The following is a 24722-nucleotide window of genomic DNA, read 5'->3' on the forward strand; positions in this document are numbered from 1 at the left end:
TTATCAGTCAGGTAAAGAAGGCCAGCGCACGGCTGGCCATTAAAGTTATGGATTACAGGCCAATGGCACGACGGTGAGCCGCCAGCAGATCCACGCCGTCGACTTTCTCGATCATGTTGACGGTATCGATCTCGATCAGCTCTTTGCCGTCGATGCTCAGCTTGAAGTAGGTACAGTCTGTAGAGACCTTGGTTTCGGTGTCTTCGCCTTGCTTGAAGTCGCCGCTGTCGATTTCCTTGTGACGGCCGCGCATCACCACTTCGAGTGCCGAAACTTCGCCGGTGTCATCACGCTGGAAAGAGCCGGTAAAGCGCAGCGGCACTGCATCTACGCGGCCCCACTGTTTCAGCACCAGCTCATCGATGCCGCCCATGGTCCACTCAACAACCAGCGCATCGTCGTCCAGACCGAAGTCCACGGACGCCGCACCGCTCATGCCGCCGCCGCGGAATTTTTCCAGCTTGCGGGTCAGTTTCGGCAGGGTCATGGCTGAGACCACGCCCATGTAGTTGAAGCCGTCGTTAAACAGGTTCAGGTATTTCAATTTTTTTGGCAGTGCCATGATTCAGGTCTCCTTAGCTGTTCACGGACGCGGCGAAGTTCGCCAGGTAACGGTCGGTAATGCGCTGGCGCAGGGTCAAATCTTCCAGCGGTGGAACCGGGGTATAGTCGTAATCGATAAACAGTTTGCCTGCCTTCAGGGTGTCCTTATCGTTGGCGTTTTCGTCATACCAGCAGTCGCCGTCGATGATTAATCCTGCAGATTTCAGCTCGCGGAACTTGGCTTTGATGCCGTCGATCATGTCGCGGATCAGCGTAGGCGTAACCGGGCGGTCAATCGCCCACAGGTGCGCTTCAGCCAGGGTGTCAGCCAATACCTGCGCGGTGCGGGTGTAGTTTTCGAACTGGAATAACGGATCGTCGGAGCAGGTGCGTGAGCCCCAGAATTTGAAACCCTCTTTGCGGATCAAGGTGGTGACGCAGCCCTGGTTCAGCAAATCGGCGTCGGTACCCACGGTTTGCAGATCCCAGAACACGCTGGACGAAATGCCGCTCACGCCGTTCACACCGACGTTGGACAGGGTTTTGTGCCAGCCGGTTTCCTGGTCGATTTTGGCACGCAGACCCAGCGCACGTGCAGTGGCGAAGGCAATGTCGCTACTGCTGGTGGTGGTGTTCCAATTGACAAAATCCGGCCAGATCAACATCAATTCACGCTGGCTGAAGCCTGCGCGGTACTTGATGGCATCGGAAACGGTTTTGCAGCCGTAGGCGCTGATATAACCGAAAGCACGGAGTTGTTGGCAGATGCCGGCCAATGCAGTAGCCACTTCCAGGTTGTCGTGGCCTGGTACACCCAGGATACGCGGCTTCACACCCAGTTCGGCCTGTGCAGCCAGCAAGGCTTTCATGCCGGTATACTTACCGTTCTCATCGGCACCGCCAATGATATTGGAGGTGGTTTCGGCTTCGTCTTTGCCTTCCGCCACGCGCACTACGACGGTAACCGGTTTGGCCTGCTCGGCAATCGCCAGCAGCGAGCGTGACAGAGTGCCTTTCTTCCCGGCCTGGCCGCTGGCGGCCAGAACGTCAGTGATCAGCACCGGGGTGTTGAGGGGAAACAAGGTTGCATCGGCATCTTCTGCGGTACAAACCATGCCGACAATTGCCGTTGAGACGGTGGAAATTACGCGGGTGCCTTCGTTGATTTCGAGGACACGCACGCCGTGGTGATAATCACCCATAGTATTACTCCGTTTGTGGTTGGTAGTAACAGGATGCCCGTCACGGTGCGGCGGCGCACGTCATTGGGTATGTATGGGATCTGGTACAACAGCAGGAAAAATAAAGATAAAAAAAACGCCCCGAGCGGGGCGTTGAGTGTGTTACTGCGGCGGCTGCGGCCAATCAATATCGGGGGCGGTGCCAGGATCTAGCCGGCTAAGCAGAACGCGATAGGTTTTCCATGTGATTAACGACCTTTTTTCCTCCTCTGTCACGATGTCTAAATCTACGGCATCTTGTAATGGTGAAATTCTATTATTTGCTGTCATGAGTAAGTCGCTTTTTCTTTGCTGTGCTTGAATAACCATCTCATGTAGAGAATACTCTCTTCGCTTGATGCCTTCTTCAGTGTAAATCCAGTCACCGAGAATATTACATCCGGAAGGTAATTCATCGATATCAATGACACTTAAATTTAATGGGTAAATACGATCGGCCTCTTCACTGATGCTGCGAATTATTCCTGTTTCATTTTCAATTGCAAGGGTGTATTTTTTATTGAATTCAGGCAGTGATTTAAACCAATCATTCCCACTTTCATCTATAAAATACTGAATGCCTTCACCCAAGAATAAATCCTCAGGTACATAGCGTTGAAGATTGACTAATTTCATTATTTATCCCTCAATCGTGGCCCAAATGCCATTTCGCATAATTTGTATTGGACGATATAAAGCAACGCCGACCTGATTTCCTTCGTTACCGTTCCCTCCAGTGAGGAAACAGCCTCCGGGTGCCTCCACAAGATTCCCATCCATATTTAAGCTACTTTGCGCCCCGCGTTGCACTCGGTTGACAAGATTTTGATAAGCCCAGTTTTGGGCGTTGTTTTGTGCGGTGTTAGCTCGATTCTGTGCATCTTGTTGAGTACAAAAGGTCCCTGCTTTACTCGCAATTAACCCTGTGTTGGGATCAAAGTCCCATATGCAATCGAAATTATTATCGCCAAGAACATGGATCACTGGATGGGCAAAGCTGTTGTCTGGTTTGAGAAGATAGCCAAAGCTAACGGCTGTTGGATAGCCGATGTCTTTGCGATTAGATACCCCTTTTACGATAGGAACATAAAGCCCGCCAGTATTTACCGTCCAGTCAAATCTCTGCTGATGAAACGGTGCCGCAGTATCAAGTTGAGCTGAGAATGAGCCGCTACCCTCTGGCGTTGCTTCCTTAGTCAAAGCAATATGGGCTCGAGAGGAAACGTTTTTTTCCACCCATAAAGCATGCCCCATATTAACATTTCCTGACATTAGGTTAACGTATAGGGGACGGAGATTATTATACCCTCCAAACTTATCTCCCTTATTTGTTAACATTAAATAAAAATTTGAATCATCATTGCGCCAGAATGTGCCGTAATTGGCTGATGCAATCCTGAAATTTTCTATATTTAGTGATTGAATATCAGATGAGGTTTTAACGATCCCCTGTAGTGTGCCACCAGCGACCATTAAGTAACGCGTATCAGATTCCGTTTTGCTCCAGGAGTTAATATCAGTAGCTGATAGTGATATATCACCGGTGAGGTTTTTCCCATTAATTTTTGTCGTGCGGAGTGCATATTTTTTCTCCGCATCATTGTCTGTTAAAGCACCGACATCCGCCGCTGTGGGCTTATAGGCAGTGGTGTAAATTCGGTACCACGACAGTGGTTTCTCCGGTGTGCTGGAGCTGCCGATATAAGCGGCTGCGCTATTTTGGATTGCCAGATAACCACTTGAAGGGCCGCCATCGCATGGCAGGTTTATTACCCCATAAGTTCCTGAACCCGGTGCGTTTTTCGATGTGCCATTGACCCGATAGATTTCACCAAGATTGCCGTAGGCGTCGGCACGATGCATTGATCCTGAACCGAGACCGAACGCGCCAACTTCCATCAAGTTTGCAGCTTCAGTTCCCACGTTGCGTGTGGCTGCGCTGCCTAAACCCAGATTGCTTCGTGCAGCACCTTTATCCGCCACATCTTTCAGGTTTGCGGTGATTTTTAGCGAGGCGTCATTCACCGCCTTCACCGCCTTTGGTGTTGCCGCCAGGGATTCGCTGTTGCTGTTGCTGTCATTGCTTAATTGGATAAAGCCTTTGGCCAGCAGAGTGGCATCCGGATGATTGCGTGAGCGGGCATGCTCGGCGATTGCCGCATCCAGCGTGTCGCGGGAAACCAGCACGGCAGTTTTGTCCGCCACAATCATCGCGCTGGCGTCACCTTTGACCAGCAGCACCATGCGCACTACCTGGGTGCGACCGGCGCCTTCGGCCAACAGTGGTTTGTAGGTATCTGGGGTATTGGCGATCGCCACCAGCACGCCGTTTTTATCGTACAGCCCCAATTCGCGGATCCACCAGCCGCCAGCGTCTTCCGGGATCACCAGCTCGGCGATCACCTGATTATTACTGTTGGCATCAACCTGCAGCGAGTTCAGCGCGGCACGACGTTTTTCGCCCACCAGTTCGGTCTGGCTTTCACTGGGAATGGTGGCTGAACCGCCGCCGTCACCCACTGCCATTTGAGTGATTTCCAGCTTCTGGCCGGTTGCTGCGGCGTTAGCCAGCAGTGCTTTGCCCTGATCGGTGAGCAGGGCGCGGTATTTTGCTGTCATAGTGTTGCTCTCTTCTGTTCGTCGACCAGATAGTTAAGGCCGCTCTTGTACATCACATACAGGCTCAATCCGCGCAGGATTTCACCCGACCAAAAACCGAAGAACATCCCATTGTCGGTACCGGGACGCGGTGCCGGCGACCATGCGCCATCCATCACGTCGCCAGTGGCCAGATAGTTCTTCTGTAACTCTGTTACGCATTGCTCAATAAAGTGATCTGTGTCGCTGACCGAGCAACCGGCCATTTTTGCCATGACTGCGCCGGCCAGCCACAGGCCGCACATATGGCCGGTGAAGTCGTGTTGGTCGGATTGCGGAACGCCGGTCATCGGGAAATCGGTCGGCGTGATGCCACCGGAATCCTGGGTAAAACCGATCAGCCAGCTCAGCCAGTTTTCGACATAATCAACCAGTTTGTCCGGCGGCGTTTTACCCGCCAGTTTCAGTTCATACCAGGCGCGGGCCGCACCGAAGAAAGCGCGTGGCTGATAGCCGGCCCATGCAGTACCCTTGCCCCAGTGGTACATGGTCCAGCTGTCCGCACTGCCGTAGCTCAGGTTATCCCAGCGATTCCAGATATAGGCGGAAGCACCGGGACCTAATACGCCGAACTGCTGCTGATACCATTGTTGCGATTGCCACAGGAACTCGACCATATTGTTGAGCATCACGTCGTCGGGGTCGGCATCGGCATGGACGAAAATAAAGGGATACTGGTAGCCCGGATAAGGCATGCCGTGCCAGCCGTCAAACTGTTGGCTGTCGGCCTGGTAGATATTGGAAAACGGAATCACCCCAGGCGTACAGAACAGGCTGTCCTGACGATGATCCAGCATGGTGCAATCCCCCAGCAGGGCGGTATAAGGGTTTTCCGCTTGCAACGTGATGCGGTACTTGATGGTGTAACCGTCATCGGCGTTAAAGGTGGGGGGAATATCGTTCAATACGTAATAGCTGAAATTGGCGTCCGCCACGTTGCCATCCTGCAGGATGGTGATTTGTTCAACGGTGCTGACGTTGGGGCGCGTGGGTTTTACATCGCCATCTTGATGATCCGGTTGGTAACCGCTCAGCACCGCTGCATCCGGCGAAAAGGTTGCCAACATCCACTTGCCGTCGGTGGCGGGCAGCATCCAGTACCAGCGCCATTTGTCGTCATCTTCCAGGCGCAGGTTAAAGTCGGCGTCGGCGCGGTAAACCAATTGAGTGACAGGGAAGCGCTCTTGGGCAGTCAGCCAGGCGCCAATGACCATGCCGGCATCATCATTGGGGAAGCGGGCGTTGATCACCATTGCGCTGCGGCTATCGTAAACCTGTTCTTCAAACAGACTGCCGATCACGCAACCACCGTAGTCGGTCACCGCGCGTTGGTCGGCCAGTAGATAATCGCTGCCGTCTTCGCGGGTCAGCGCCGCCAGACTGCTGAGTGCGATATCGTAAGTTTTCACCTGTGCAAGGGTGGATTGCGGCAAGCCTATTCCCCACTCGGTGGCCTGCGCAGCCTCTTTTTCCGGTGCAATGGACAACTGCAGTTTGCAGGAAATAGGCTGATTCAGGTCATCAACACCACCGAAAGTGGTGCGAACTTTTGACTGTTTGCCAACGCGGAACCACACGGATTGCTGTTCCAGTGACTGCTGTGACGCAACTTCTTTGCGCAGGGTGATCATGCCATCGGCATTGCGTGCATAGCTGACGGGCGCGCCGGCAGGGTATGACCAGTCATAGGAGATACCGTCGGTGAATGGCGTATTGGCATGCAGACTCTGGCGGAAGAATTTATCCTGCGCATCAATGTCGGTGTATTCGATGGCGGTGAATTCAACGCTTTTCCACGCTTTGAAATAGCGTTGTTCGCCGGTGATTTTGTAAAGCAGATAACAGGCGTCAGCGAACCACAGCTCGGCGTCTGCCGCATTGCCCATGGCGTTGTGCGGTACCGGGACGTGCAACGGACGATTATGCTGGATCTGATTGCGCTCAATCATTACGCCGCCGTGTTCGACCGGCTGGCGATTGGCAAAGTTCAGCTTATGGCTGCCGTCGAGCGTGGCGTCGTCCAATTGCACGGTGCCGAACTGAGCTGCGGGCAAGTCTTTGGCGAGAATGTCGCCGTCGGCATTAATCTGATACCCCTGCCAGTTGATGATCCACGCCACGTCATAGCGTTTGCCCTCGCTGCTCCAGTCAACGTTGCCGGCGGCGTCAGTCGCATGCACCTTCGCATTGATGGCGTCCCATGCCAGTGTGCCGTCAAAGGCGAAGGTGGCGATATCCAGATATTCTCCCCAGTAAGGCGCGCCCTGTGGGATCTGGGTTTTGCCTTTGTTGAAGGTCATCGACACGCCTTTGAAACCGCTATGCGTCGGATCCTTGCTGTCTACCGGCCAGTTAGCCGGTACGGGTTCCTTGGCATTGACAATCCAGTTAGCCACCCAACGCCGGGGCTTGTCCGGGATGGGAGAACCGTCGTAAAAATGCGTCACGTAGGCGTCGAAGCAGGCGATGGCCTGATCCAGGTATTTCTGCTGTTTGGTCGCCAGATAGGCATGGGCATAACCGAGGATCTGCAACGACTGCCCTTCGGTGGTGGCGTCGTTGGGCAATCCCGCCATGCGGGAAAGTTCTCGTTCATGACGTGAGTCGGCCAGAACATGTTCTTCATTGAGAACAAAATGCTGCTTGGTCGAATCCAGGGTGGTGCCGGTATTGCGCTGTAAAAACTGGTAATGGCCTTCCAGCATCTGCAGCGCAAATTCAACGTAGTCTGGATACACGGTGGTGATCTCTGCGTCATAATTGCCGCCGGCTACCTCAATGTTGCCGGATGCTTCCAGATTCAGCGCAAGGTTGGTCAGTTGGCGGCTGACTGGCTTGGCATCGGCGATCATCCGCTCCATTTCCAGGTACATTTCTTCGGTAATGCCGCTCTCCAGCACGCCGATATCCAGCGAGAAAGTGCCGGGTTCGCCGTTGGTTTCCCACCATTCGCGCAGTTTAATCAGGTAACCCAGCGGCTCCACCACGCGGCGAATAGCGCCGATGGTGCCTTTATGGCGGTGTACGAAGAAAGCGGAGGAGACGACGTTGCGCTTGGCTTCTTCCGTCCAGTCTTCATCCCAATGATCCACCGAAAACGCCCAAGCCAAATAGGGCAACAGGTTGAGCGGGCAGGTGGCAGGATCCCACAACTCGCGCAGTGGTACCGGCATTGTGGCCAACTCGGCGCAGGCGGCCGCTGCGGCGACTTCCAGCGCTGATGAGCCAACCGGCAAAAGACGGTTATTCATCTGAACCCCCTACGGTCAGTTGATAGTCGGAGCAATATGACGCCTGGGTTTTATCCAAGACGATATCGGCAGGAGGGCTTTTCAGCTCCACCCGCTGAACCCCTTCGGCGTGCAATGCCGCATAAATTGCCGACAGACGGATATCGCGTCCCAGGCGGTGTTGGGCACTGATGTAGTTTTTTAGCTTGGCTTCGGCGGCACGCCGGATCGGTTCTGCTTCCGGACCGGGGTAGAGGTATAACGTGGCCTCGATACTGTAATTGACGATGGTGGCGGAGCGAACGCTGACGCGGTCCGCCACGGGGCGTACATCTTCGTCATTCAAGGCTTTATCGACGATGGCTATCAGCTCGGCGCTGGCGGTGCCATTCCCTTCGCGCGACAGTACTGAGATCAGCACGTTAGCCGGACTGGGGCTGGTAGCGGATACGTCGGCCACCCGGCCATCGGCTGAGCGGCCGTGGTACTCGTAGGAACCGCTGGAGCCGGCGACGCTCAGTCCTTCAAACGCCTGCTGGATACGCACGCGGAAATCGCTATCGGACTCCATAATCGCAGGGGTCGGCGGGATGACCGTATCGTCAGGCTGCTGCACCACCAGGCGTTGAGCCTGGAAGTTGGCGCCAAGCTGATCGAGGTCACTGCCGCCGGCGTAGCCGAGCATCACCGACTGTGCGGCTTCGTTGACACGTTGGCGCAGGATCAGCTCGCGGTAGGCGTTTTCCTGCAGCAGTTTGACGATTGGCTCCGATTCCAGCGTCAGCGTGCGCGCAATAGCTTCACGCTGCTCTTCCGGGTAGAGGGAAATCAGCGTGGCCTTACGCTCGGCCAGCAGCGATTCGTAGTCGAGAGAGTCCACCACCGTCGGGGCGGGTAATAAGCTCAGGTCAATGGTTGCCATGGTATCAGCTCACTGAAACAGAAAGAGAAAAGGTATCCGGCGTATCCGTGCGATTGCCGGTGATGTCGACCACCATTTTTCCGTCAATGGTGGTGCTAAAGGTGATGCCGCTCAGTTGAATGCGTGGTTCCCACTGCAGCAGTGCGCTGTAACAGGCGGCCATAATCTGCAGCCGCAGCACGTCGTTTTGCGGTTGATCCAGCAGTTCGGACAGCAGAGAGCCGTAGCTGCGGCGCATGGTGCGTGAGCCAATCGGGGTGATCAGAATGTCGCTCACCGACTGGCGAATATGTTCGAGGTCGGTGACCGTGCGGCCCGAGCCTCGATTCATGCCGAGATATTTCGCGTTGTTCATGCTGGTTTGTCCGTTTGGCCTCCGCCGTTCTGCACACCGCCGTGGGTGTGGGTATGGACTACAATGCCGTTGGAGCTGATGCTGCCGCCGGAGTGGTTGAGATCGCCGGTCATCGAGCCGCCTTGACGGATGGCGATGGTTCCGGTGGTCAATAACTGGGTGCATTCCACCTCGGGAGCATCCAGCGTAATTTTGCTCGTTGCGCGGCAGGTGATGGCCGGCGCGGTGACGTTCACCTGTTCAGTGGCATCAATAGTGGCGCTTTTGATGCCGATAGCCTTCAGTGATCCCGCAGCCGGTTCGTACTCGATCACCGCGCCGTCGGGAAAGGTGATGTGCGCCGCTTGCGCCGAAGCCGAGGGGGCCGGATTGGCAGCGGAAAAAATGCCGGGCAGCACGAAAGCGGTATCGAGTTCGCCGCCCAGCGACAGCACCAGCACCTGTTCGCCAATGCTGGGCGCCCACCAGGTACGGGCACCGCCGGCGCGGCCGGACAGCCAATTAAGCCAGTCAGTGAGGTTGCCACCGGTGGCGACGCGGCAGCGCCCGCGGTCGAGATCGACCTCGCTGACGGTGCCGATGCGTATCAGGTTGCGCACCAGGCGCTGAATATCGAAGTTGTCTGTGTTCATCTCTCAAGAATGCCGTTGGGTGAAGAGGGCGACAACGCCGCGGCGTTTAGCTGACGCCAGCACAACCGAAGCCGCTCCTCTGGTAAATTTATGGCTGCTGAAAGTGGCTGATCAGCTCACCGTGCAGATAAACCTGGGTGAATCGAATGACGTTCTCCGGCTCAGGCGGTTCCGCCAGCGGTGTGATGTGCAGCGCGCCGTCGCGTTGTTCAACCAGAATGCGTTCGGTCAGCTGTAGTTGTAGATCGAGCTGACCGGCGGAGGTGACGTCGTGCTGGAATGCAAAGCCGTTTTTACGTTTTTCGGGATTGGCGAGGAGGTCCGGTTGGTGGCTGCGCAGCCAGGCCAGCACGGTGACCATCACCAGATCGTAATTGGCTGTCGGTTCGTTCAACGACAGGTTGAGCTGGTATTGGTATTCGAACGACAGCGAAGGACCCAGCGTAGAAACCACGCGGCCGTTATCGAGGCTGAGGCGTAGCCTGTCGGGGTACGCCTGCAGAGCAGGCAGAGCGTTGACCAGCGCTGTGCGCAACTGCTCGGGTTTTAACATGATATGTCTCCTGGCAGGCGGGGCCTGCTTGGGGGGATGAATAGAAGAAAGCAACGCCAGAAGCCGCCGTCATGAACGGCTTCCCTGCAGGCATAACGCTTGTTCGGCGTTGCGGCGGCGTTCCAGCCCTTTGCTTTTGACGCCGTTGACATAAACCCAGCGCGGCAATTGATCGCAGGCTGCCTGCCATTGCCGGCGTTTAATAAAGGTGGCCAGGGTGGAATTGCAGGCGGCATTGACGCCGACGTTAAAGGCGAAGGCGCTGACTGCGTCATAAACCTTCTGCGGCATCGCTACATTGATGCAGCGAGCTATGCCTCGTTCGACGTTGCGGACATCGTCGAGCAGATTGGCGGCCGCCTGACGTTCGCTGATGACGGCACCCGGTTTCACGCCGGCGGTATGGCCGATGCCGCTGGTCCAGACGCCTGCGCTGCACTGATAAGGGGCGAGCTGACAGCCTTCAAAATCGGCGATCAGGCGCAATCCTTGTTCGGAGGTTTGCAGGGTATCGAATTGCGGCAGTAAGGCGGCGATCGCCAAAATAACGGCCACGCTGCAGCGTTTAGCGAGTGAGTTCATCGTAGACTCCGGGTTTCAGGCCGTTTTTTTTTAATGACTCCAACAGCTGATAGCTTTTGCGCCGGTAGTACCAATTCACCGCGAAGGTGCCGACACCGACCGCTGCGCCGACCAGAATGGCGATATCCTGTGCGGAGTGTCGTCCGAGCCAGGCCAGGCCGGCTGCCACTATGTAGGCGAAGGTTGATGTGAATTTTTCCATCGCTTAGTCCCAGAGTTTGACGGTTTCGCGTTGCGCCGCCGCCGGCAGGTCCGGTAGCTCGATCGGGTGACCGTGCGGCAGCAGCGGGCCAACGTTGGCCAAGCCGATATTGGCGAGATAGACCTGCTCTACCAGACGTTGTGTACGGCCGTAATAGCGCCAGCAAATCGCGTCAATGGTGTCGCCCTGTTGTGCATAAATTTTCATCATTACCATCCTGCGATGTGAGTGGGTGAGAGGGGGCTGGCCCCCGAATGCTCATCAGTTTCCCGCGCGTGGTAAGAGCCGGCAATGCAATGGCGTTGTGGATGAGGTGGCACAACTAAAGCGAAAAATGTGCGCGACAGAAACGAAAACACCCGCTGGTTGCGGGTGTTGGAAAAAGGGGCGTTTAGGCGTATTCAGGCGATGGCCTAGCGGGGGGCCTGCCTGTCGGCCGGGTAAAATATTTCTTGATAATCGTTGTCTGGCAGTACTTGGCCGGCGAGATCCGAGATCAGTGACATGGCGATCAGTAACTCGGTGGAGCTGCATTGTGCAGCCTGTGAAACATCGGCGATGAACTGGATTCGGGACAGTGTTACTTGTTGTTTATCCATGACATTCACTGTTTTTACCCTCTATTAAGTATACTGTTTATTTATACAGTATTAAGCAAAACGCTAAAGGCGTCAATGGTCAGACTTATCATTTGTGCAGTAAAAATATGCCCAGTCATTGATTAGCAGAAATTGTACGAGAGGGGCCTTGAAGGCAATGCTCGCCTTCTGAGCAGGACTTGCCGTTGCTGAATGCGTGTCCATAACTGGCGTACGAAACGAGTCCCCCATGGCGCCAGTGGGTTCAGCCGCTGCCGGTGGCGTTCGGTGAACTGCGCCCGCAAATATAGGGTGGCGCGGGGTGATCCTGTACCGGCACGAGGAAGGAGAGCATGGCTTTTAGCGCCGAATAAAATGACGTTGTTGGGCCTCTGCGATTTCCTGACAGGCCACACAGCGGCTTACGCCGGGAATGGCGATGCGCCGTGCCGTCGGGATCGCGGCTTCGCATTCGATGCAAAACAGTGCAGAGGTCTGTGTTATTGCCGGTCTGGCGTGCGCGATTTGCTTCTCGAGCATCAGCGCTTGGCGCTCTTGCGCCATATCAATGGTGTCAGCCAAGGTATGTTCTCCTGACAAGGGGCGAATTTGGGCCGAGAGGCATCCGGCGGATTGCACGCCTGGAATGACCAACGGTTATTTTTTCTGAGTTAGCTGGCAGTCTTCTTCGCTGATATAGCGCGGCAGCGACTTGCCCAGCGCAATAAATTCATTGAGCGCAGCAACAATTTTCTGTCGCTGGGAATAGCTCATTTCGTGGAACAACGGCAGCAACGAGTGACTTTCGGTCAAGCCGGCGTGAAAACACAACGTGTGGCGTAAATGCAGCGGCGCCGTGTTGTAGATCTCCTCAGCCTGGTTGGTCTGTCGGGCAAACAGCGTACGGCGGATTTCTGCAATGCGCCGCAGGCCGATAGCCCGTTGCTCTTCAGTGGCCAGCAGCATGACAACCTCCTTGGCATGCGAATTGACGTTTCACTTGCAAAAGCAAGGTCCGATTCTCCCCGGGCACCTGCAATACAGAGTATCGAACCCGATACCTATAGACTTGCTATTGGCATGATGCGGTGTTTGCATTTTCGTCAATCATGTCGCATCATCTTAACTAAAGTGACATGAAAATCGTTTTTCAAACGATATGACGCTACTTTAGATCGCAAAATGCGACTTGTAAATGCAAATTTTGATTTTAATCGGTGATGATATGCGTGAAGAGACTGTGAGTGATAATGCCTCTGTGGGCGCAGTGATTGAAAGGATCCTTTCATCTTATGGCGTTAGTACGCAAAAGGAGCTGAGCGAAATCCTCGGGATAGCCCCAAATAACATCAGCAGCTGGCAACAGCGCGGCAGCGTGCCCGGCTATGTGATCATCAGCTGTGCATTGGCCACCGGTGCAGATTTGGCTTGGTTAATGAACGGCGAACTTGCAAAAACAAAAAACACCCACAAGCCAGTGCAGCCTGCGCAAGGTAAAGCGCTTTATGATCGGGTGCTTGCTTCGGGTGGGAAGAGCGTGCTTCGTCGTATTCTCGATGCCTATGGCTTCAGTCTGCAAAAAGAACTGGGGGATCTGCTGGGGATTTCTTCGGGCACGATGAGCACCTGGGTGCGCCGTAACTATTTCCCTGGGGATATCGTGGTGACCTGCGCTCTGGATACCGGCGTGTCTTTGTTGTGGCTGGCGACCGGCCAGGGAGAGATGTGGGCCGACAAAGGGGCTGAAGCCGCGCCTGCAGAAGGGCGAACCTTGCCTAAATATCGATTGATCGCCGGGCAGTTGAAAGACGCGGGCGAATGGGTGGCGGACAGTTCGTTGATCCCGGCCGGTGTAGCGCAACCGGCCTATATCGACGGCGGGCGGTTATCCTGGCTGGTGGATTTGTCGGTGACGCACATTGCCAATGGCCGTTGGCTGATCGACATCGACGGCAACCTGGACGTCTATGATATCGCACGTCTGCCGGGTAATCAGGTGCAGGTGAGTGGAGGTCATACGGATTTTCAATGTTCTCCCGATGCACTGAAAGCGTTGGGCATAGTCTGGCTGACGCTGAGCCCGCAAGCATAAAAAAGCCCATCAATGATGGGCTTGGTCGAGTGAGGCTTGGAAGGATTACAGGCCGTAAACCAGCGACACCGAGGTGGTGGTGTCGGTATTTTTCGGCGCAGACGCCGGTGGTTTACTGTTGTAAGTCACGGTATAAGCCAGGCGCAGCGAGAACTTGTCGTTGATCGCAACGCTCAATGCGGTTTCGGAGTTCAGCGTGGTTTCTTCGTTAGCCAGTGCCGAAACGCCTTCAGAAAACTTGGTGGTGTCGGTCAACTGGTACGAATAGTTGGCTGCGCCGTAGGCCAGCGCTTTCGTTGAACGGCCGCCGCCATGATATTCATCGTGGCGCACACCCGGACCAAATTCTACCCGTAAATCGCTGAGCGGCCCGTTGAGCAATTGACGACCGTAACCGCCGGTTGCAGTGGAGCGAGAATCGTAACCGTTAAAACGATCGCTCAGCCAGCTTGCCTGACCGAACAGATAGTTGCGATCGGACAGGTTATAACGGGTACGGCCGCCGGCCTGATACTTTTCCGATGAGCGCACGTTGGAAGACGTGGTGTTGTTGGCCGCTCCCCACAGGCTGTAGGCAGCATCGCTGTTAAACCAGGTCATGCTGGTATTGGCCAACAGGGTCGAACTTTGCGAGTTGCCTGACTGGGCGTTGTATCCGGCCTGGACATTACCTTCAAACGGTTTTTTGGCGGTGGCCGGGTCGTCCATCGCAGTGAAAAGCGTATTGTCGGCAAAGGCTGAAACGCTGGTGAAGGCAGTCAAACAGCTAATGAATAGTGGAATAGCGCGACGAGCGCGTAAAGAGAGCATTTTGGATCCAGTTGTTAAGAGTGATTATAGGTGATAACGGTCACATTATAACGATTCGGCATTGCGACAAAAATAGCCGTGATTAGCTTAAGTTTTAAATTTTCCATCCTCACTTATTCACTTTTCTTCTACTTAATTAACCCCTCCTGTTGGCATATCATGCTAAGTGTCCTTAAGGTCTGATGGGTTTTTAGCCGAGATTGTCGCCAGTGGGCAACAAAACCGGCTGTCATAGCCCCGTTGAAGCTCTGTTCCTGCCCGTCATGCGCTGTAATGTTTTGTGTACAATGATGTTTACACCTGTCGCCTGGGGCGTTCAACACAATAGGCCGTAAATCAGAACCGGAAAAGTTGATTGTGTTTATTTTTATTTATTTAAAATCAATGTAATGAGTGTTTTTTGTTACTGGCGATATCCTGAATTTTTGATGGCGCCATGTGGTGGTAATTTTTTATTTACGGATTTCGGATTGAAAACTTTACAGTTCGTGGTAGGGTAAGGCTCTGAAACGCTCAACGTTCTCATCACGCTTACGCATAACGGCAAAACGACAGGAATAGCATCATGCAAAAAGACGCGCTCAATAACGTACATATCAGTGCAGAACAAATTCTGATCACTCCGGAAGAACTGAAGAACCAGTTCCCGCTTAGCGCCAGCGATGAAAATGAAATCGCCACTGCGCGCAAAACCATCGCCGATATTCTGCAGGGGCGCGATCACCGTCTGCTGGTGGTGTGCGGGCCTTGTTCTATCCACGATCCGGATGCGGCACTGGATTACGCCCGTCATTTGAAAACCCTGTCGGCTGAATTGAGCGATCAGCTGTATATCGTTATGCGTGTCTATTTTGAGAAACCGCGGACTACGGTCGGCTGGAAAGGCCTGATTAACGATCCGTACATGGATGGTTCGTTTGACGTTGAGGCAGGTTTGCACATCGCGCGTCGCCTGTTGCTTGACCTGGTCGGGATGGGGTTGCCGCTGGCGACCGAGGCGTTGGATCCGAACAGCCCGCAATACCTGGGCGATTTGTTCAGTTGGTCAGCGATTGGTGCCCGTACTACAGAATCACAAACTCACCGTGAGATGGCTTCAGGGCTGTCAATGCCGGTAGGTTTCAAGAACGGTACCGATGGCAGCCTGGGTACGGCAATTAACGCCATGCGCGCAGCGGCAATGCCGCACCGGTTTGTCGGTATTAATCAGGCGGGTCAGGTGTGCCTGTTGCAAACTCAGGGTAATCCGGATGGCCACGTGATCCTGCGCGGCGGCAAAACGCCAAACTACAGCGCCGAGCACGTTGCGGCTTGTGAAAAACAGATGCAGGATGCGGGACTCCACCCATCCTTGATGATAGATTGCAGCCATGGCAACTCGAATAAAGATTATCGCCGTCAGCCGGCGGTTGCCGAGTCCGTGGTTGAGCAGATCAAAGCGGGTAACCGTTCGATTACCGGCATTATGCTGGAAAGTCACCTGCACGAAGGCAGCCAGTCTTCCGAGCAGCCACGTGCAGATATGCGCTACGGTGTTTCTGTTACTGACGCCTGCATTAACTGGGAGAGTACAGAGACGCTGCTGCGCCATATGCACCAGGAACTCGGCGCTGCGCTGACGGCACGCACTGGAGAGTAGTAAGTTATGGTGGCTGAACTGACCGCGTTGCGCGATCAAATCGACGAAGTGGATAAAGCGCTGCTGGAGCTGCTGGCGAAACGCCTGCAACTGGTGGCGGAAGTGGGCGAAGTTAAAAGCCACCACGGTTTACCGGTGTACGTTCCCGAGCGTGAGGCGGCGATGCTGGCCTCGCGCCGTAAAGAAGCGGAAAACCTTGGCGTGCCGCCGGATCTGATCGAAGACGTACTGCGCCGCGTGATGCGGGAGTCTTACGTCAGCGAGAATGACAAAGGCTTTAAAACCCTGTGTCCGCAGCTGCGCCCGATTGTGATTATCGGCGGTAACGGCCAAATGGGGCGGTTGTTCAACCGTCTGCTGACGCTGTCCGGCTACCAGGTCAAGGTGTTGGATCAGGAAGATTGGCCGCAGGCCGACGCATTGTTGGCGGATGCCGGCATGGTGATCGTCAGCGTGCCTATCCACGTGACCGAACAGGTAATTGGGCGGCTGCCGCCGTTGCCGGCGGATTGTATTCTTGTCGATCTGGCTTCGGTAAAAAATCGTCCGCTGAATGCCATGCTTGCGGCACATGGTGGCCCGGTGCTGGGGCTGCACCCGATGTTCGGGCCGGATGTAGGCAGCGTGGCCAAGCAGGTCGTGGTGTATTGCGATGGACGCCAACCGGAAGCCTATCAGTGGTTGCTGGAGCAGTTGCAGGTGTGGGGCGCTCGTTTACACCGCATCAGCGCAGTTGAGCACGATCAGAATATGGCGTTTATCCAGGCGCTACGCCATTTCGCGACTTTTGCCTATGGGCTGCATTTGGCGGAAGAGAATGTTCAATTGGAACAACTGCTGGCGCTGTCTTCGCCAATCTACCGGCTGGAACTGGCGATGGTCGGGCGACTGTTTGCTCAGGATCCGCAGTTGTATGCGGATATCATCATGTCGTCGGAAGAGAACATTGCGCTGATTAAACGCTACTACCAGCGTTTTGGCGAGGCGATAAAGCTACTGGAACACGGAGATAAACAGGCGTTTATCCAGAGCTTCCAGAAGGTGGAAGACTGGTTTGGCGATTACGCCCAGCGCTTCCTGGTGGAAAGCCGTTCGCTGCTGCGGCAGGCGAACGACAGTCGGCAATAAGTTATCAGGGTTCGGTTAGCCGAACCCTTTTTTATTTCATTCAGGACGGATTGACCGGTACCACGCTGTCGCTGGGATAGCAGCCGAGTACTTTCAGCGAACGGGTAATCGGCGTCAGATCCTTCAAGGCTTTTTGCATCGCTTCAGAACGCAGGTTCGCCTGCACATCGATATAAAACATCTCTTCCCATGGATTGCCGTTAATTGGACGGGACTCCAGTTTGGTCATGATGATGCCGTTGTCACGTAACACCAGCAGCGCTTCAACCAGCGCGCCTGACTGCTGGCCGGTGGCCATAATCAGCGTGGTTTTGGCCGGTACTTGTTCCGACACCTCGATAGCCTTGCGCGCCAACACGATGAAGCGGGTAATGTTCTGCTGCTGGTTTGCCAGGTTGTGTTCCAGTACCTGCAGACCATACAGCGCGCCGCCAGCCTCGCTGCCCAATGCCGCAGCTTTCGGTGAGTTTAGCTTGGCGACTTTTTCCATTGCTGCCGCGGTGCTTTCGCAGTACTCGATTTTCCAGTGCGGGTAGCGGTTAATGAACTGGCTGCACTGTTGGAACGGCTGCGGGTGGCTGTACACGGTTTCGATCTGATTCAGGTCGGTGTCGCCGGCTACCAGAACGCAGTGATTGATAGGATTGGTCAGTTCGCCCACGATCGACAAGCTGGTGTGTTGCAGCAGATCGTAGACGTCGTTGATCGAGCCGGAACTGGTATTTTCAATCGGCAGGATGGCGTAATCCGCCTGACCGGTGTCGACCTGAGTGAAAATGTCCTGGAATTTATGGCAACCACACTCAATCAGTTGGTCGAAGTGGCGAGCGGCGTATTGGCGCGCGGCCAGGTGCGAATAAGATCCTTTCGGCCCGAGGAAGGCAATGCGGGCCGAATGTTGGCTGATTTGATTAAGCTGATGCTGCAACAGCGCTTGCTGGGTCAATACCGAGTCTTCGATAATCAGCTGGAACAGGCGGGTCACGTAAAAACCGTCGAGATCGTAGGGTTTGGCGGCAGCGATTAACGCATCCAGCAGATCTCGCTCGCGTTCTTTATCGCGGATGGGGCGATGGGAATGCAACTTGGTTTTCCCGACCTCCACCGCCAGCTCACGGCGCTCCGCCAGCAGGGCCAGCAGTTTGAGGTCCAGTGCGCTGATGCGTTCGCGCAGCACGAGTAATGGGTTGTCAGTCATAATCAGCTTCTGCCTTGTATTTTTATACGTCGTAAATAGCCATAAAAAAAGCCCCCTGTTTCAGGAGGCTTTGCTGTTCGTCTTCGCATTCTTTATCACACGACGAAACGCCTCCCAATCAGGGGAAGGTAAAAAAGAATGCGAAGAAAAACGGTTTGCGGGCCATGCGTTATCCAAAATAGGCGTGAGACAGGTTTTAAAGTAACCGCAGGCTTTTATCTCTGTCAATAAAAACCCCAGACAAAAAACGCGCCCTCAGGCGCGTTTGAAGTGAAATAGCCGATAAACGGTTATTCCTGTTCCGGCTCAACTTCCGGAACGATGTCTTTCACACTGGCGGCGGCGCGGCGTGCTTCGCCTTTGTGCTGCACCTTATTCAACTGACGCTCCAGCTTGGCGATCAGATCGTTAACGGCGGTATACATGTCTTCATGTTTTGCGCTGGCGACCAGCGGGCCGTTAGGGGTGGTAATGGTGGCGTCTGCTACAAACCCTTTAGGTTCTTTGGATAAAACAATATGCGGGTTAATCAGCTGGGCCTGCCATTTTTCCAGTTTGGTGAGACGGTCTTCGACGTGACTGCGGATTGCGGGAGTGATATCCATTTGTTTGCTGGTAATGTTCAATGTCATATAACTTACCTCTTCTGTCTTTCCGTCTTGGATGACCCCAGCATACCGCGCTTTTTGCTTAAATGCGTGATGAAAATCACGTTTTTTTGTCACTTTTTGCAAAGTTAGTTCAATCTGTGATTCAGCATTTGAATCGGTCATCTAACGCTTGAGTCTTGCGGGCAGAACGCGCATTATTGAACGGATAAGCGGTTGTGCAATCTTGCTAATGCCGTGTTTTTGCTTGTGTATTTTTCAAATCATGACCAAATCCGCAGCAAATAAAAACGGCAGCCGAAGCTGCCGTTTTGCTTTTCTGCCATCACTAATCCGCTTATGACGGATTGGCGGCAATCACTTTGGCCACTTTGTCGGCCTGGCCGCTCAATTGCAGCTGTTTGTAAGCGTTTTCCATCAGAGGTAAGGCGTCGCGCGTGGCCTGGGTATCCGGATATTCACGCAACATCTGATCGGCACGATTAACGACCGCGACGTAAGCACCGCGTTTAGTGTAGTATTCCACCACCGAAAGCTCATATTTGGCCAGGCGGTCTTTCAGATACACCAGACGCTTGTTGGCATCGGTTACATACTGGCTGGTCGGGTATTGCTGAATCAGCTGGCTGAAATCGCGAAAAGCAGCGCGAGCATGCTGTGGATCGCGGTCTGAACGATCGACCCCGAAGAAGCCTTGCAACGCACTGTCATCCAGCGCCATATCGGTCAGACCACGCATGTACATCACGTAGTCAATGTTCGGGTGCGTTGGGTTCAAACGCATGAAACGATCGATAGACGCCTGAGCCAGCGGTAAATCGGCAGATTTATAATAGGCATAAATCAGGTCCAACTGAACCTGCTGGGAGTACGGCCCGAAAGGATAGCGGTTATCTAACGCTTCGAGTTGCGTAATCGCGCCCTTAAAGTTACCGTCCTGCAATTTTTGCTGGGCAGTAGCATAGATTTCCGAAGGTGGGTTGTCGGGAACCGCATCCTTGGATGTGGAGCAACCTGCCAGCGCCAGGCTCAACGTGGCTGCCGCCACCAGATATTTCATACGCGTCATGACGTTTTGATTATCCTCAGGGTGTTATTCCGGGAGACTGTCCGTTAAGCTCCCGACAAAGACCAGGTACAATAGCACATTATATTAAACGGCATCGCCGTGAAAACCCAACGTTAACGAAGAAGCTGCATATGGCACAACAAGTACAACTCACCGCAACGGTGGCCGAATCTCAACTCGGACAACGTTTAGATCAGGCTTTGGCCGAATTGTTCCCTGATTATTCACGATCTCGCATAAAAGAATGGATCCTGGACGATCGGGTACAGGTTAATGGCAAAACGACGAACAAACCGAAAGAGAAAGTTCTGGGGGGAGAGACGGTCGCCATCGATGCCCAGATAGAAGAAGAGGCCCGTTGGGAACCGCAGGATATCGCACTGAATATCGTCTACGAAGACAGTGATATTTTAGTGATCAACAAGCCTCGCGATCTGGTTGTGCACCCTGGCGCCGGTAACCCGGACGGCACTGTGCTCAATGCGTTGCTGCATTACTACCCGGAAATTGCTGACGTGCCGCGTGCCGGCATCGTGCACCGTCTGGACAAAGACACTACAGGCTTGATGGTGGTGGCGAAAACCGTTCCTGCGCAAACCCGCCTGGTCGAGGCATTGCAGGCACGTGAAATCACCCGTGAATACGAAGCGGTCGCTATTGGTACCATGACCGCCGGCGGTACCGTTGAAGAGCCGATCTCACGCCACTCCACCAAGCGCACGCATATGGCGGTGCACCCGATGGGCAAACCGGCGGTGACGCATTACCGCATTATGGAGCACTTCCGTGCGCATACCCGTTTGCGTCTGCGTCTGGAAACCGGTCGTACCCACCAGATCCGCGTGCATATGTCGCACATCAATCATCCGCTGGTAGGCGATCAGCTGTACGGTGGCCGCCCACGTCCGCCGAAAGGCGCTTCGGAGGCATTTATTGCTACGCTGCGCGGTTTCGATCGCCAGGCGCTGCACGCCACCATGCTGCGTTTGTATCACCCAATCAGCGGTATCCAGATGGAGTGGCATGCGCCGTTGCCGCAGGATATGGTCGATCTGATTAACGCGCTGAAGGTCGATACCGAAGAATTCAAAGATCAGATGAATTGGTAATGGATTCGCTTATCCTGCCTGATTGGCCGTTGCCTGCAGGGGTAAAAGCCTGCAGCACCACACGTGGTGGCGGTATTAGCCTGCCGCCATATGATTCGCTCAACCTCGGCACCCATGTCGGGGATGTGGCGTCTGCGGTGGAGAGTAACCGTGAACGGCTGATGGCAGGCGTGAGCCTGCCGCAAATGCCGCTTTGGCTGGAGCAGGTTCACGGTACCCGCGTAGTGCGGCTGGATGGGCAAACCCCAACCGATCTGTGCGCGGATGCGGTTTACAGCAATGTGCCGGGGCAGGTGTGCGCAGTGATGACGGCGGACTGCCTGCCGGTGTTGTTCTGCTCACATGCCGGTGATGAAATCGCCGCTGCCCACGCCGGTTGGCGCGGGCTTTGCAATGGCGTGCTGGAACAGACTCTGGCGGCATTTACCGCTGAGCCGGGCCATATCAGCGCCTGGCTTGGTCCGGCAATCGGTCCGCAGCAGTTTGAAGTGGGGCCAGAGGTCCGCGCCGCATTTATTGCGGTGGATAGCGTCGCAGCTGCCGCTTTCACTCCGCACGGCGATAAGTTTCTGGCAGATATCTATCTGCTGGCTCGTCAGCGCCTGCAGCGCGCTGGTGTAAAACTCATCTACGGCGGTGATCGCTGTACGGTTAGCGAAATCAGTCATTTTTTCTCCTATCGACGCGATGGAATAACCGGACGTATGGCAAGTTTAATCTGGCTGATATAACCTATTGAATTAGGACGGTCCGCTGACGCATAACGTTGTACTGATAATATAGTGTCGAAATAACCTTGAAAATTTGAGGGATGACCTCATTTAATCTCCAGTAGCAATTTTGACCTACATTGGAGGTGTTATGCGTCTGGATCGTCTTACCAACAAATTCCAGCTTGCCCTCGCCGATGCCCAATCCTTAGCCCTTGGGCACGACAACCAGTTTATGGAACCGTTACATCTGATGAGCGCTCTGCTCACTCAGGAAGGGGGCACGGTTCGTCCATTATTAACTTCAGCCGGTATCGATAGCGGGCGCGTGCGCACCGAAATCGAACAGGCATTGTCTCGTCTGCCTCAGGTTGAAGGCACCGGTGGCGACGTTCAACCGTCCCATGAGCTGGTGCGCGTTCTGAACCTGTGCGACAAGCTGGCGCAAAAGCGGGCGGACAAATTCATTTCTTCCGAACTGTTCGTCCTGGCGGTGCTTGAAGATCGCGGAACCTTGACCGATCTGCTGAAAGCCGCCGGAGCAACAGCCGATAAAATCAGTAAGGCCATTGAGCAAATGCGGGGTGGTGACAGCGTGGAAGATCAGGGTGCTGAAGATCAGCGTCAGGCGTTGAAGAAATACACTATCGATCTGACCGAGCGCGCCGAACAGGGCAAGCTTGACCCGGTTATCGGCCGTGACGAAGAGATCCGCCGTACCATTCAGGTGTTGCAACGTCGTACCAAGAATAACCCGGTGCTGATCGGCGAGCCTGGCGTGGGTAAAACCGCGATTGTCGAAGGTCTGGCGCAGCGCATCATTAATGGTGAAGTGCCGGAAGGCCTGAAGCACAAACGCGTGTTGTCCCTCGACATGGGGGCGTTGATCGCCGGGGCTAAATACCGCGGTGAATTTGAAGAGCGACTCAAAGGCGTACTGAGCGATCTGTCAAAACAGGAAGGCAGCGTCATTCTGTTTATCGATGAATTGCACACTATGGTCGGCGCGGGCAAGGCCGATGGCGCAATGGATGCCGGCAACATGCTTAAACCTGCGCTGGCGCGCGGGGAACTTCACTGCGTTGGCGCGACCACGTTGAACGAATACCGTCAGTATATAGAGAAGGATGCGGCGCTTGAACGTCGTTTCCAGAAAGTCTATGTGGCTGAGCCGAGCGTCGAAGATACCATTGCTATCCTGCGTGGCTTGAAGGAGCGTTATGAGCTGCACCACCATGTGCAGATCACCGACCCGGCGATAGTTGCTGCGGCCACGCTGTCACACCGCTATATCTCCGATCGTCAGTTGCCGGATAAGGCTATCGATCTGATCGATGAGGCTGCGTCAAGTATCCGTATGCAGATGGACTCCAAACCGGAATCGCTCGACAGGTTGGAACGCCGTATTATTCAGCTCAAACTGGAACAGCAGGCGCTGAACAAAGAGTCGGACGACGCCAGTAAGAAACGCCTGGAAATGCTCAGCAGCGAGCTGGAGCAGAAAGAGCGCGAATATTCAGAATTGGAAGAAGAGTGGAAAGCCGAGAAAGCTTCGCTCTCCGGCACCCAGAATATAAAGGCGGAACTGGAGCAGGCCAAGATCACTCTGGAGCAGGCGCGCCGCATCGGCGATCTGGGGCGCATGTCGGAACTGCAATACGGCAAGATCCCGGAGCTGGAAAAACAGCTCGCCGCCGCTACGCAGGCCGAAGGCAAAACCATGAAGCTACTGCGCAACCGGGTGACCGACGCGGAAATCGCTGAAGTGCTGGCGCGAGCCACCGGTATTCCGGTAGCCAGAATGTTGGAGGGCGAGCGTGACAAACTGCTGCGTCTGGAGCAGGAGCTGCATTCCCGGGTGATTGGCCAGGATGAGGCGGTCACTGCGGTATCCAATGCAATCCGTCGCAGCCGTGCAGGATTGTCCGACCCTAACCGGCCTATAGGCTCGTTCCTGTTCCTTGGCCCTACCGGGGTGGGGAAAACCGAGCTGTGCAAAGCGTTGGCGTCGTTCCTGTTCGACAGTGACGATGCGATGGTGCGTATCGATATGTCCGAGTTTATGGAGAAACATTCGGTATCGCGGCTGGTGGGCGCACCTCCGGGCTACGTTGGTTATGAAGAGGGCGGTTATCTGACCGAGGCCGTGCGCCGTCGACCTTATTCGGTGATCCTGCTGGATGAAGTGGAGAAAGCGCACCCGGATGTGTTCAACATCTTGCTGCAGGTATTGGATGACGGGCGTCTGACCGATGGTCAGGGCCGTACCGTTGATTTCCGCAATACCGTGGTGATCATGACCTCTAACCTTGGGTCTGACCTGATACAGGAACACTTTGGTCAGATGAACTATGCGCAGATGAAAGAATCGGTTATGGAAATGGTTACTCATCATTTCCGTCCGGAATTCATCAACCGTATAGATGAGGTGGTAGTGTTCCATCCGCTCGGCCAGAAGCATATTGCCGAGATTGCCAAGATTCAGTTGGCGCGTCTGTACAAACGTCTTGAGGAGCGTGGTTACGAAGTCACCATGACCGAACCGGCATTGGCACTGTTGGGCCAAACCGGCTACGACCCTGTTTATGGCGCGCGTCCGTTGAAACGCGCTATCCAGCAGGAAATCGAGAATCCGTTGGCGCAGCAAATTCTTTCCGGCAAGCTGATCCCAGGTAAACTGGTGACGCTGGATGTGGAAAACGAGCATATCGTGGCCAGGCAATAACGGCTATTTAGCGTAATAACAGAATGGGGAGCGGGATACCGCTCCCTTTTTGTTATCTACTTTTTGCCGGGCTTGTGAGATTTGCATCCTCCATAACCCTAAAACCCCACTTTTTAGGCTAATAAATATCCTAAAAAGCCATTATTGGTTAATGTTTGA

25 protein-coding genes, 1 pseudogene and 1 other annotated feature are annotated in these 24722 nt (G+C 54.5%); of the genes and pseudogenes, 6 read left to right on the top strand and 20 right to left on the bottom strand.

Features of this window, described 5'->3' with window-relative positions; all coding sequences use genetic code 11:
- Positions 1-52: 52 nt before the first annotated feature.
- The 15 genes and pseudogenes from SPL01S_RS08380 to repB all read right to left on the bottom strand — a co-directional run bounded on the left by SPL01S_RS08380 (position 53) and on the right by repB (position 12441).
- Complete coding sequence (locus tag SPL01S_RS08380; RefSeq protein ID WP_006323695.1) at positions 53-562, bottom strand: phage major tail tube protein; 510 nt, start codon at positions 560-562, stop codon at positions 53-55.
- Between the two features lie 13 nt (positions 563-575).
- Positions 576-1745, bottom strand: a complete 1170-nt coding sequence (locus SPL01S_RS08385) for a phage tail sheath protein (RefSeq protein ID WP_062869677.1) — start codon at positions 1743-1745, stop codon at positions 576-578.
- A gap of 141 nt (positions 1746-1886) precedes the next feature.
- The gene (locus tag SPL01S_RS08390) at positions 1887-2399 is read right to left on the bottom strand and encodes a tail fiber assembly protein (protein WP_063198793.1); all 513 of its coding nucleotides are present in this window, start codon (positions 2397-2399) and stop codon (positions 1887-1889) included.
- 3 nt (positions 2400-2402) lie between these two features.
- Positions 2403-4382, bottom strand: coding sequence for a phage tail protein (locus tag SPL01S_RS25670; RefSeq protein WP_063198795.1), 1980 nt, complete (start codon positions 4380-4382; stop codon positions 2403-2405).
- Positions 4383-7150: 2768 nt separating this feature from the next.
- Positions 7151-7672: pseudogene (locus SPL01S_RS25785) on the bottom strand (phage tail protein I); the annotation flags it as partial.
- Positions 7665-8573: a baseplate assembly protein gene (locus tag SPL01S_RS08405; protein WP_063198800.1), complete on the bottom strand. Its 909-nt coding sequence runs from the start codon at positions 8571-8573 to the stop codon at positions 7665-7667. The pseudogene SPL01S_RS25785 and the gene SPL01S_RS08405, both read right to left, overlap by 8 nt.
- A gap of 4 nt (positions 8574-8577) precedes the next feature.
- The gene (locus tag SPL01S_RS08410; protein ID WP_063198802.1) at positions 8578-8928 is read right to left on the bottom strand and encodes a GPW/gp25 family protein; all 351 of its coding nucleotides are present in this window, start codon (positions 8926-8928) and stop codon (positions 8578-8580) included.
- Positions 8925-9560, bottom strand: a complete 636-nt coding sequence (locus SPL01S_RS08415; protein ID WP_063198805.1) for a phage baseplate assembly protein V — start codon at positions 9558-9560, stop codon at positions 8925-8927. Before SPL01S_RS08415 ends, SPL01S_RS08410 begins: the two co-directional genes overlap by 4 nt.
- An 88-nt stretch (positions 9561-9648) precedes the next feature.
- A complete protein-coding gene (locus tag SPL01S_RS08420) occupies positions 9649-10113 on the bottom strand; it encodes a phage tail protein (RefSeq protein WP_063198807.1) in 465 nt (154 codons plus the stop codon).
- Between the two features lie 69 nt (positions 10114-10182).
- Complete coding sequence (locus tag SPL01S_RS08425) at positions 10183-10695, bottom strand: lysozyme (RefSeq protein ID WP_063198810.1); 513 nt, start codon at positions 10693-10695, stop codon at positions 10183-10185.
- Positions 10679-10897, bottom strand: a complete 219-nt coding sequence (locus tag SPL01S_RS08430) for an HP1 family phage holin (RefSeq protein ID WP_062869684.1) — start codon at positions 10895-10897, stop codon at positions 10679-10681. The genes SPL01S_RS08425 and SPL01S_RS08430 overlap by 17 nt, the downstream gene beginning before the upstream one ends.
- Before the next feature lie 3 nt (positions 10898-10900).
- On the bottom strand, positions 10901-11104 hold the full coding sequence (locus SPL01S_RS08435) for a tail protein X (RefSeq protein WP_037430256.1): 204 nt from the start codon (positions 11102-11104) through the stop codon (positions 10901-10903).
- A gap of 206 nt (positions 11105-11310) precedes the next feature.
- The gene (locus tag SPL01S_RS08440; RefSeq protein ID WP_063198812.1) at positions 11311-11496 is read right to left on the bottom strand and encodes a hypothetical protein; all 186 of its coding nucleotides are present in this window, start codon (positions 11494-11496) and stop codon (positions 11311-11313) included.
- Positions 11497-11835: 339 nt separating this feature from the next.
- Positions 11836-12057 carry a TraR/DksA C4-type zinc finger protein gene (locus tag SPL01S_RS08445; protein WP_062869685.1) on the bottom strand — a complete coding sequence of 74 codons (222 nt, stop codon included), beginning with the start codon at positions 12055-12057 and terminating at the stop codon, positions 11836-11838.
- A gap of 75 nt (positions 12058-12132) precedes the next feature.
- The gene (gene repB, locus SPL01S_RS08450; RefSeq protein WP_006323711.1) at positions 12133-12441 is read right to left on the bottom strand and encodes a phage replication protein B; all 309 of its coding nucleotides are present in this window, start codon (positions 12439-12441) and stop codon (positions 12133-12135) included.
- A gap of 229 nt (positions 12442-12670) precedes the next feature.
- On the opposite strand from repB, the gene SPL01S_RS08455 reads away from it, so the two are divergent.
- Entirely contained in the window at positions 12671-13567 is an 897-nt protein-coding gene (locus tag SPL01S_RS08455) for a phage repressor protein CI (protein ID WP_063198815.1), read from the top strand.
- A 45-nt stretch (positions 13568-13612) separates the two neighbouring features.
- On the opposite strand, the gene SPL01S_RS08460 is transcribed toward SPL01S_RS08455, so the two are convergent.
- A complete protein-coding gene (locus tag SPL01S_RS08460; protein ID WP_062869687.1) occupies positions 13613-14377 on the bottom strand; it encodes a DUF481 domain-containing protein in 765 nt (254 codons plus the stop codon).
- 565 nt (positions 14378-14942) lie between these two features.
- Between SPL01S_RS08460 and SPL01S_RS08465 the strand changes: the two genes are divergently transcribed.
- Together SPL01S_RS08465 and tyrA are read left to right on the top strand one after the other, a co-directional pair.
- Complete coding sequence (locus tag SPL01S_RS08465; RefSeq protein WP_006323715.1) at positions 14943-16016, top strand: 3-deoxy-7-phosphoheptulonate synthase; 1074 nt, start codon at positions 14943-14945, stop codon at positions 16014-16016.
- A gap of 6 nt (positions 16017-16022) precedes the next feature.
- Positions 16023-17144 carry a bifunctional chorismate mutase/prephenate dehydrogenase gene (gene tyrA / locus SPL01S_RS08470; RefSeq protein ID WP_062869688.1) on the top strand — a complete coding sequence of 374 codons (1122 nt, stop codon included), beginning with the start codon at positions 16023-16025 and terminating at the stop codon, positions 17142-17144.
- A 40-nt stretch (positions 17145-17184) separates the two neighbouring features.
- Here the strand turns inward: tyrA and pheA are convergent, their stop codons facing one another.
- The 4 genes from pheA to bamD form a co-directional block, all read right to left on the bottom strand.
- Positions 17185-18342: a bifunctional chorismate mutase/prephenate dehydratase gene (gene pheA, locus SPL01S_RS08475; RefSeq protein ID WP_063198818.1), complete on the bottom strand. Its 1158-nt coding sequence runs from the start codon at positions 18340-18342 to the stop codon at positions 17185-17187.
- Positions 18343-18383: 41 nt separating this feature from the next.
- Positions 18384-18509 (bottom strand) — a sequence feature (Phe leader region).
- Positions 18461-18508, bottom strand: a complete 48-nt coding sequence (locus SPL01S_RS25570) for a hypothetical protein (RefSeq protein ID WP_193378397.1) — start codon at positions 18506-18508, stop codon at positions 18461-18463. It overlaps the preceding feature by 48 nt.
- 123 nt (positions 18510-18632) lie before the next feature.
- A complete protein-coding gene (raiA, locus tag SPL01S_RS08480) occupies positions 18633-18974 on the bottom strand; it encodes a ribosome-associated translation inhibitor RaiA (protein WP_004950387.1) in 342 nt (113 codons plus the stop codon).
- A 313-nt stretch (positions 18975-19287) separates the two neighbouring features.
- The gene (gene bamD / locus SPL01S_RS08485; RefSeq protein WP_006323718.1) at positions 19288-20019 is read right to left on the bottom strand and encodes an outer membrane protein assembly factor BamD; all 732 of its coding nucleotides are present in this window, start codon (positions 20017-20019) and stop codon (positions 19288-19290) included.
- A 131-nt stretch (positions 20020-20150) separates the two neighbouring features.
- Here bamD and rluD point away from each other — a divergent pair, with 131 nt between their 5' ends.
- The 3 genes from rluD to clpB all read left to right on the top strand — a co-directional run bounded on the left by rluD (position 20151) and on the right by clpB (position 24563).
- Entirely contained in the window at positions 20151-21128 is a 978-nt protein-coding gene (gene rluD / locus SPL01S_RS08490) for a 23S rRNA pseudouridine(1911/1915/1917) synthase RluD (protein WP_004950391.1), read from the top strand.
- A complete protein-coding gene (gene yfiH / locus SPL01S_RS08495) occupies positions 21128-21859 on the top strand; it encodes a purine nucleoside phosphorylase YfiH (protein WP_062869689.1) in 732 nt (243 codons plus the stop codon). The genes rluD and yfiH overlap by 1 nt, the downstream gene beginning before the upstream one ends.
- Positions 21860-21989: 130 nt before the next feature.
- A complete protein-coding gene (gene clpB, locus SPL01S_RS08500; protein ID WP_062869690.1) occupies positions 21990-24563 on the top strand; it encodes an ATP-dependent chaperone ClpB in 2574 nt (857 codons plus the stop codon).
- Positions 24564-24722: the final 159 nt, after the last annotated feature.

Source organism: Serratia plymuthica NBRC 102599 (assembly GCF_001590925.1).
In the GTDB taxonomy this organism is placed as follows: domain Bacteria; phylum Pseudomonadota; class Gammaproteobacteria; order Enterobacterales; family Enterobacteriaceae; genus Serratia; species Serratia plymuthica.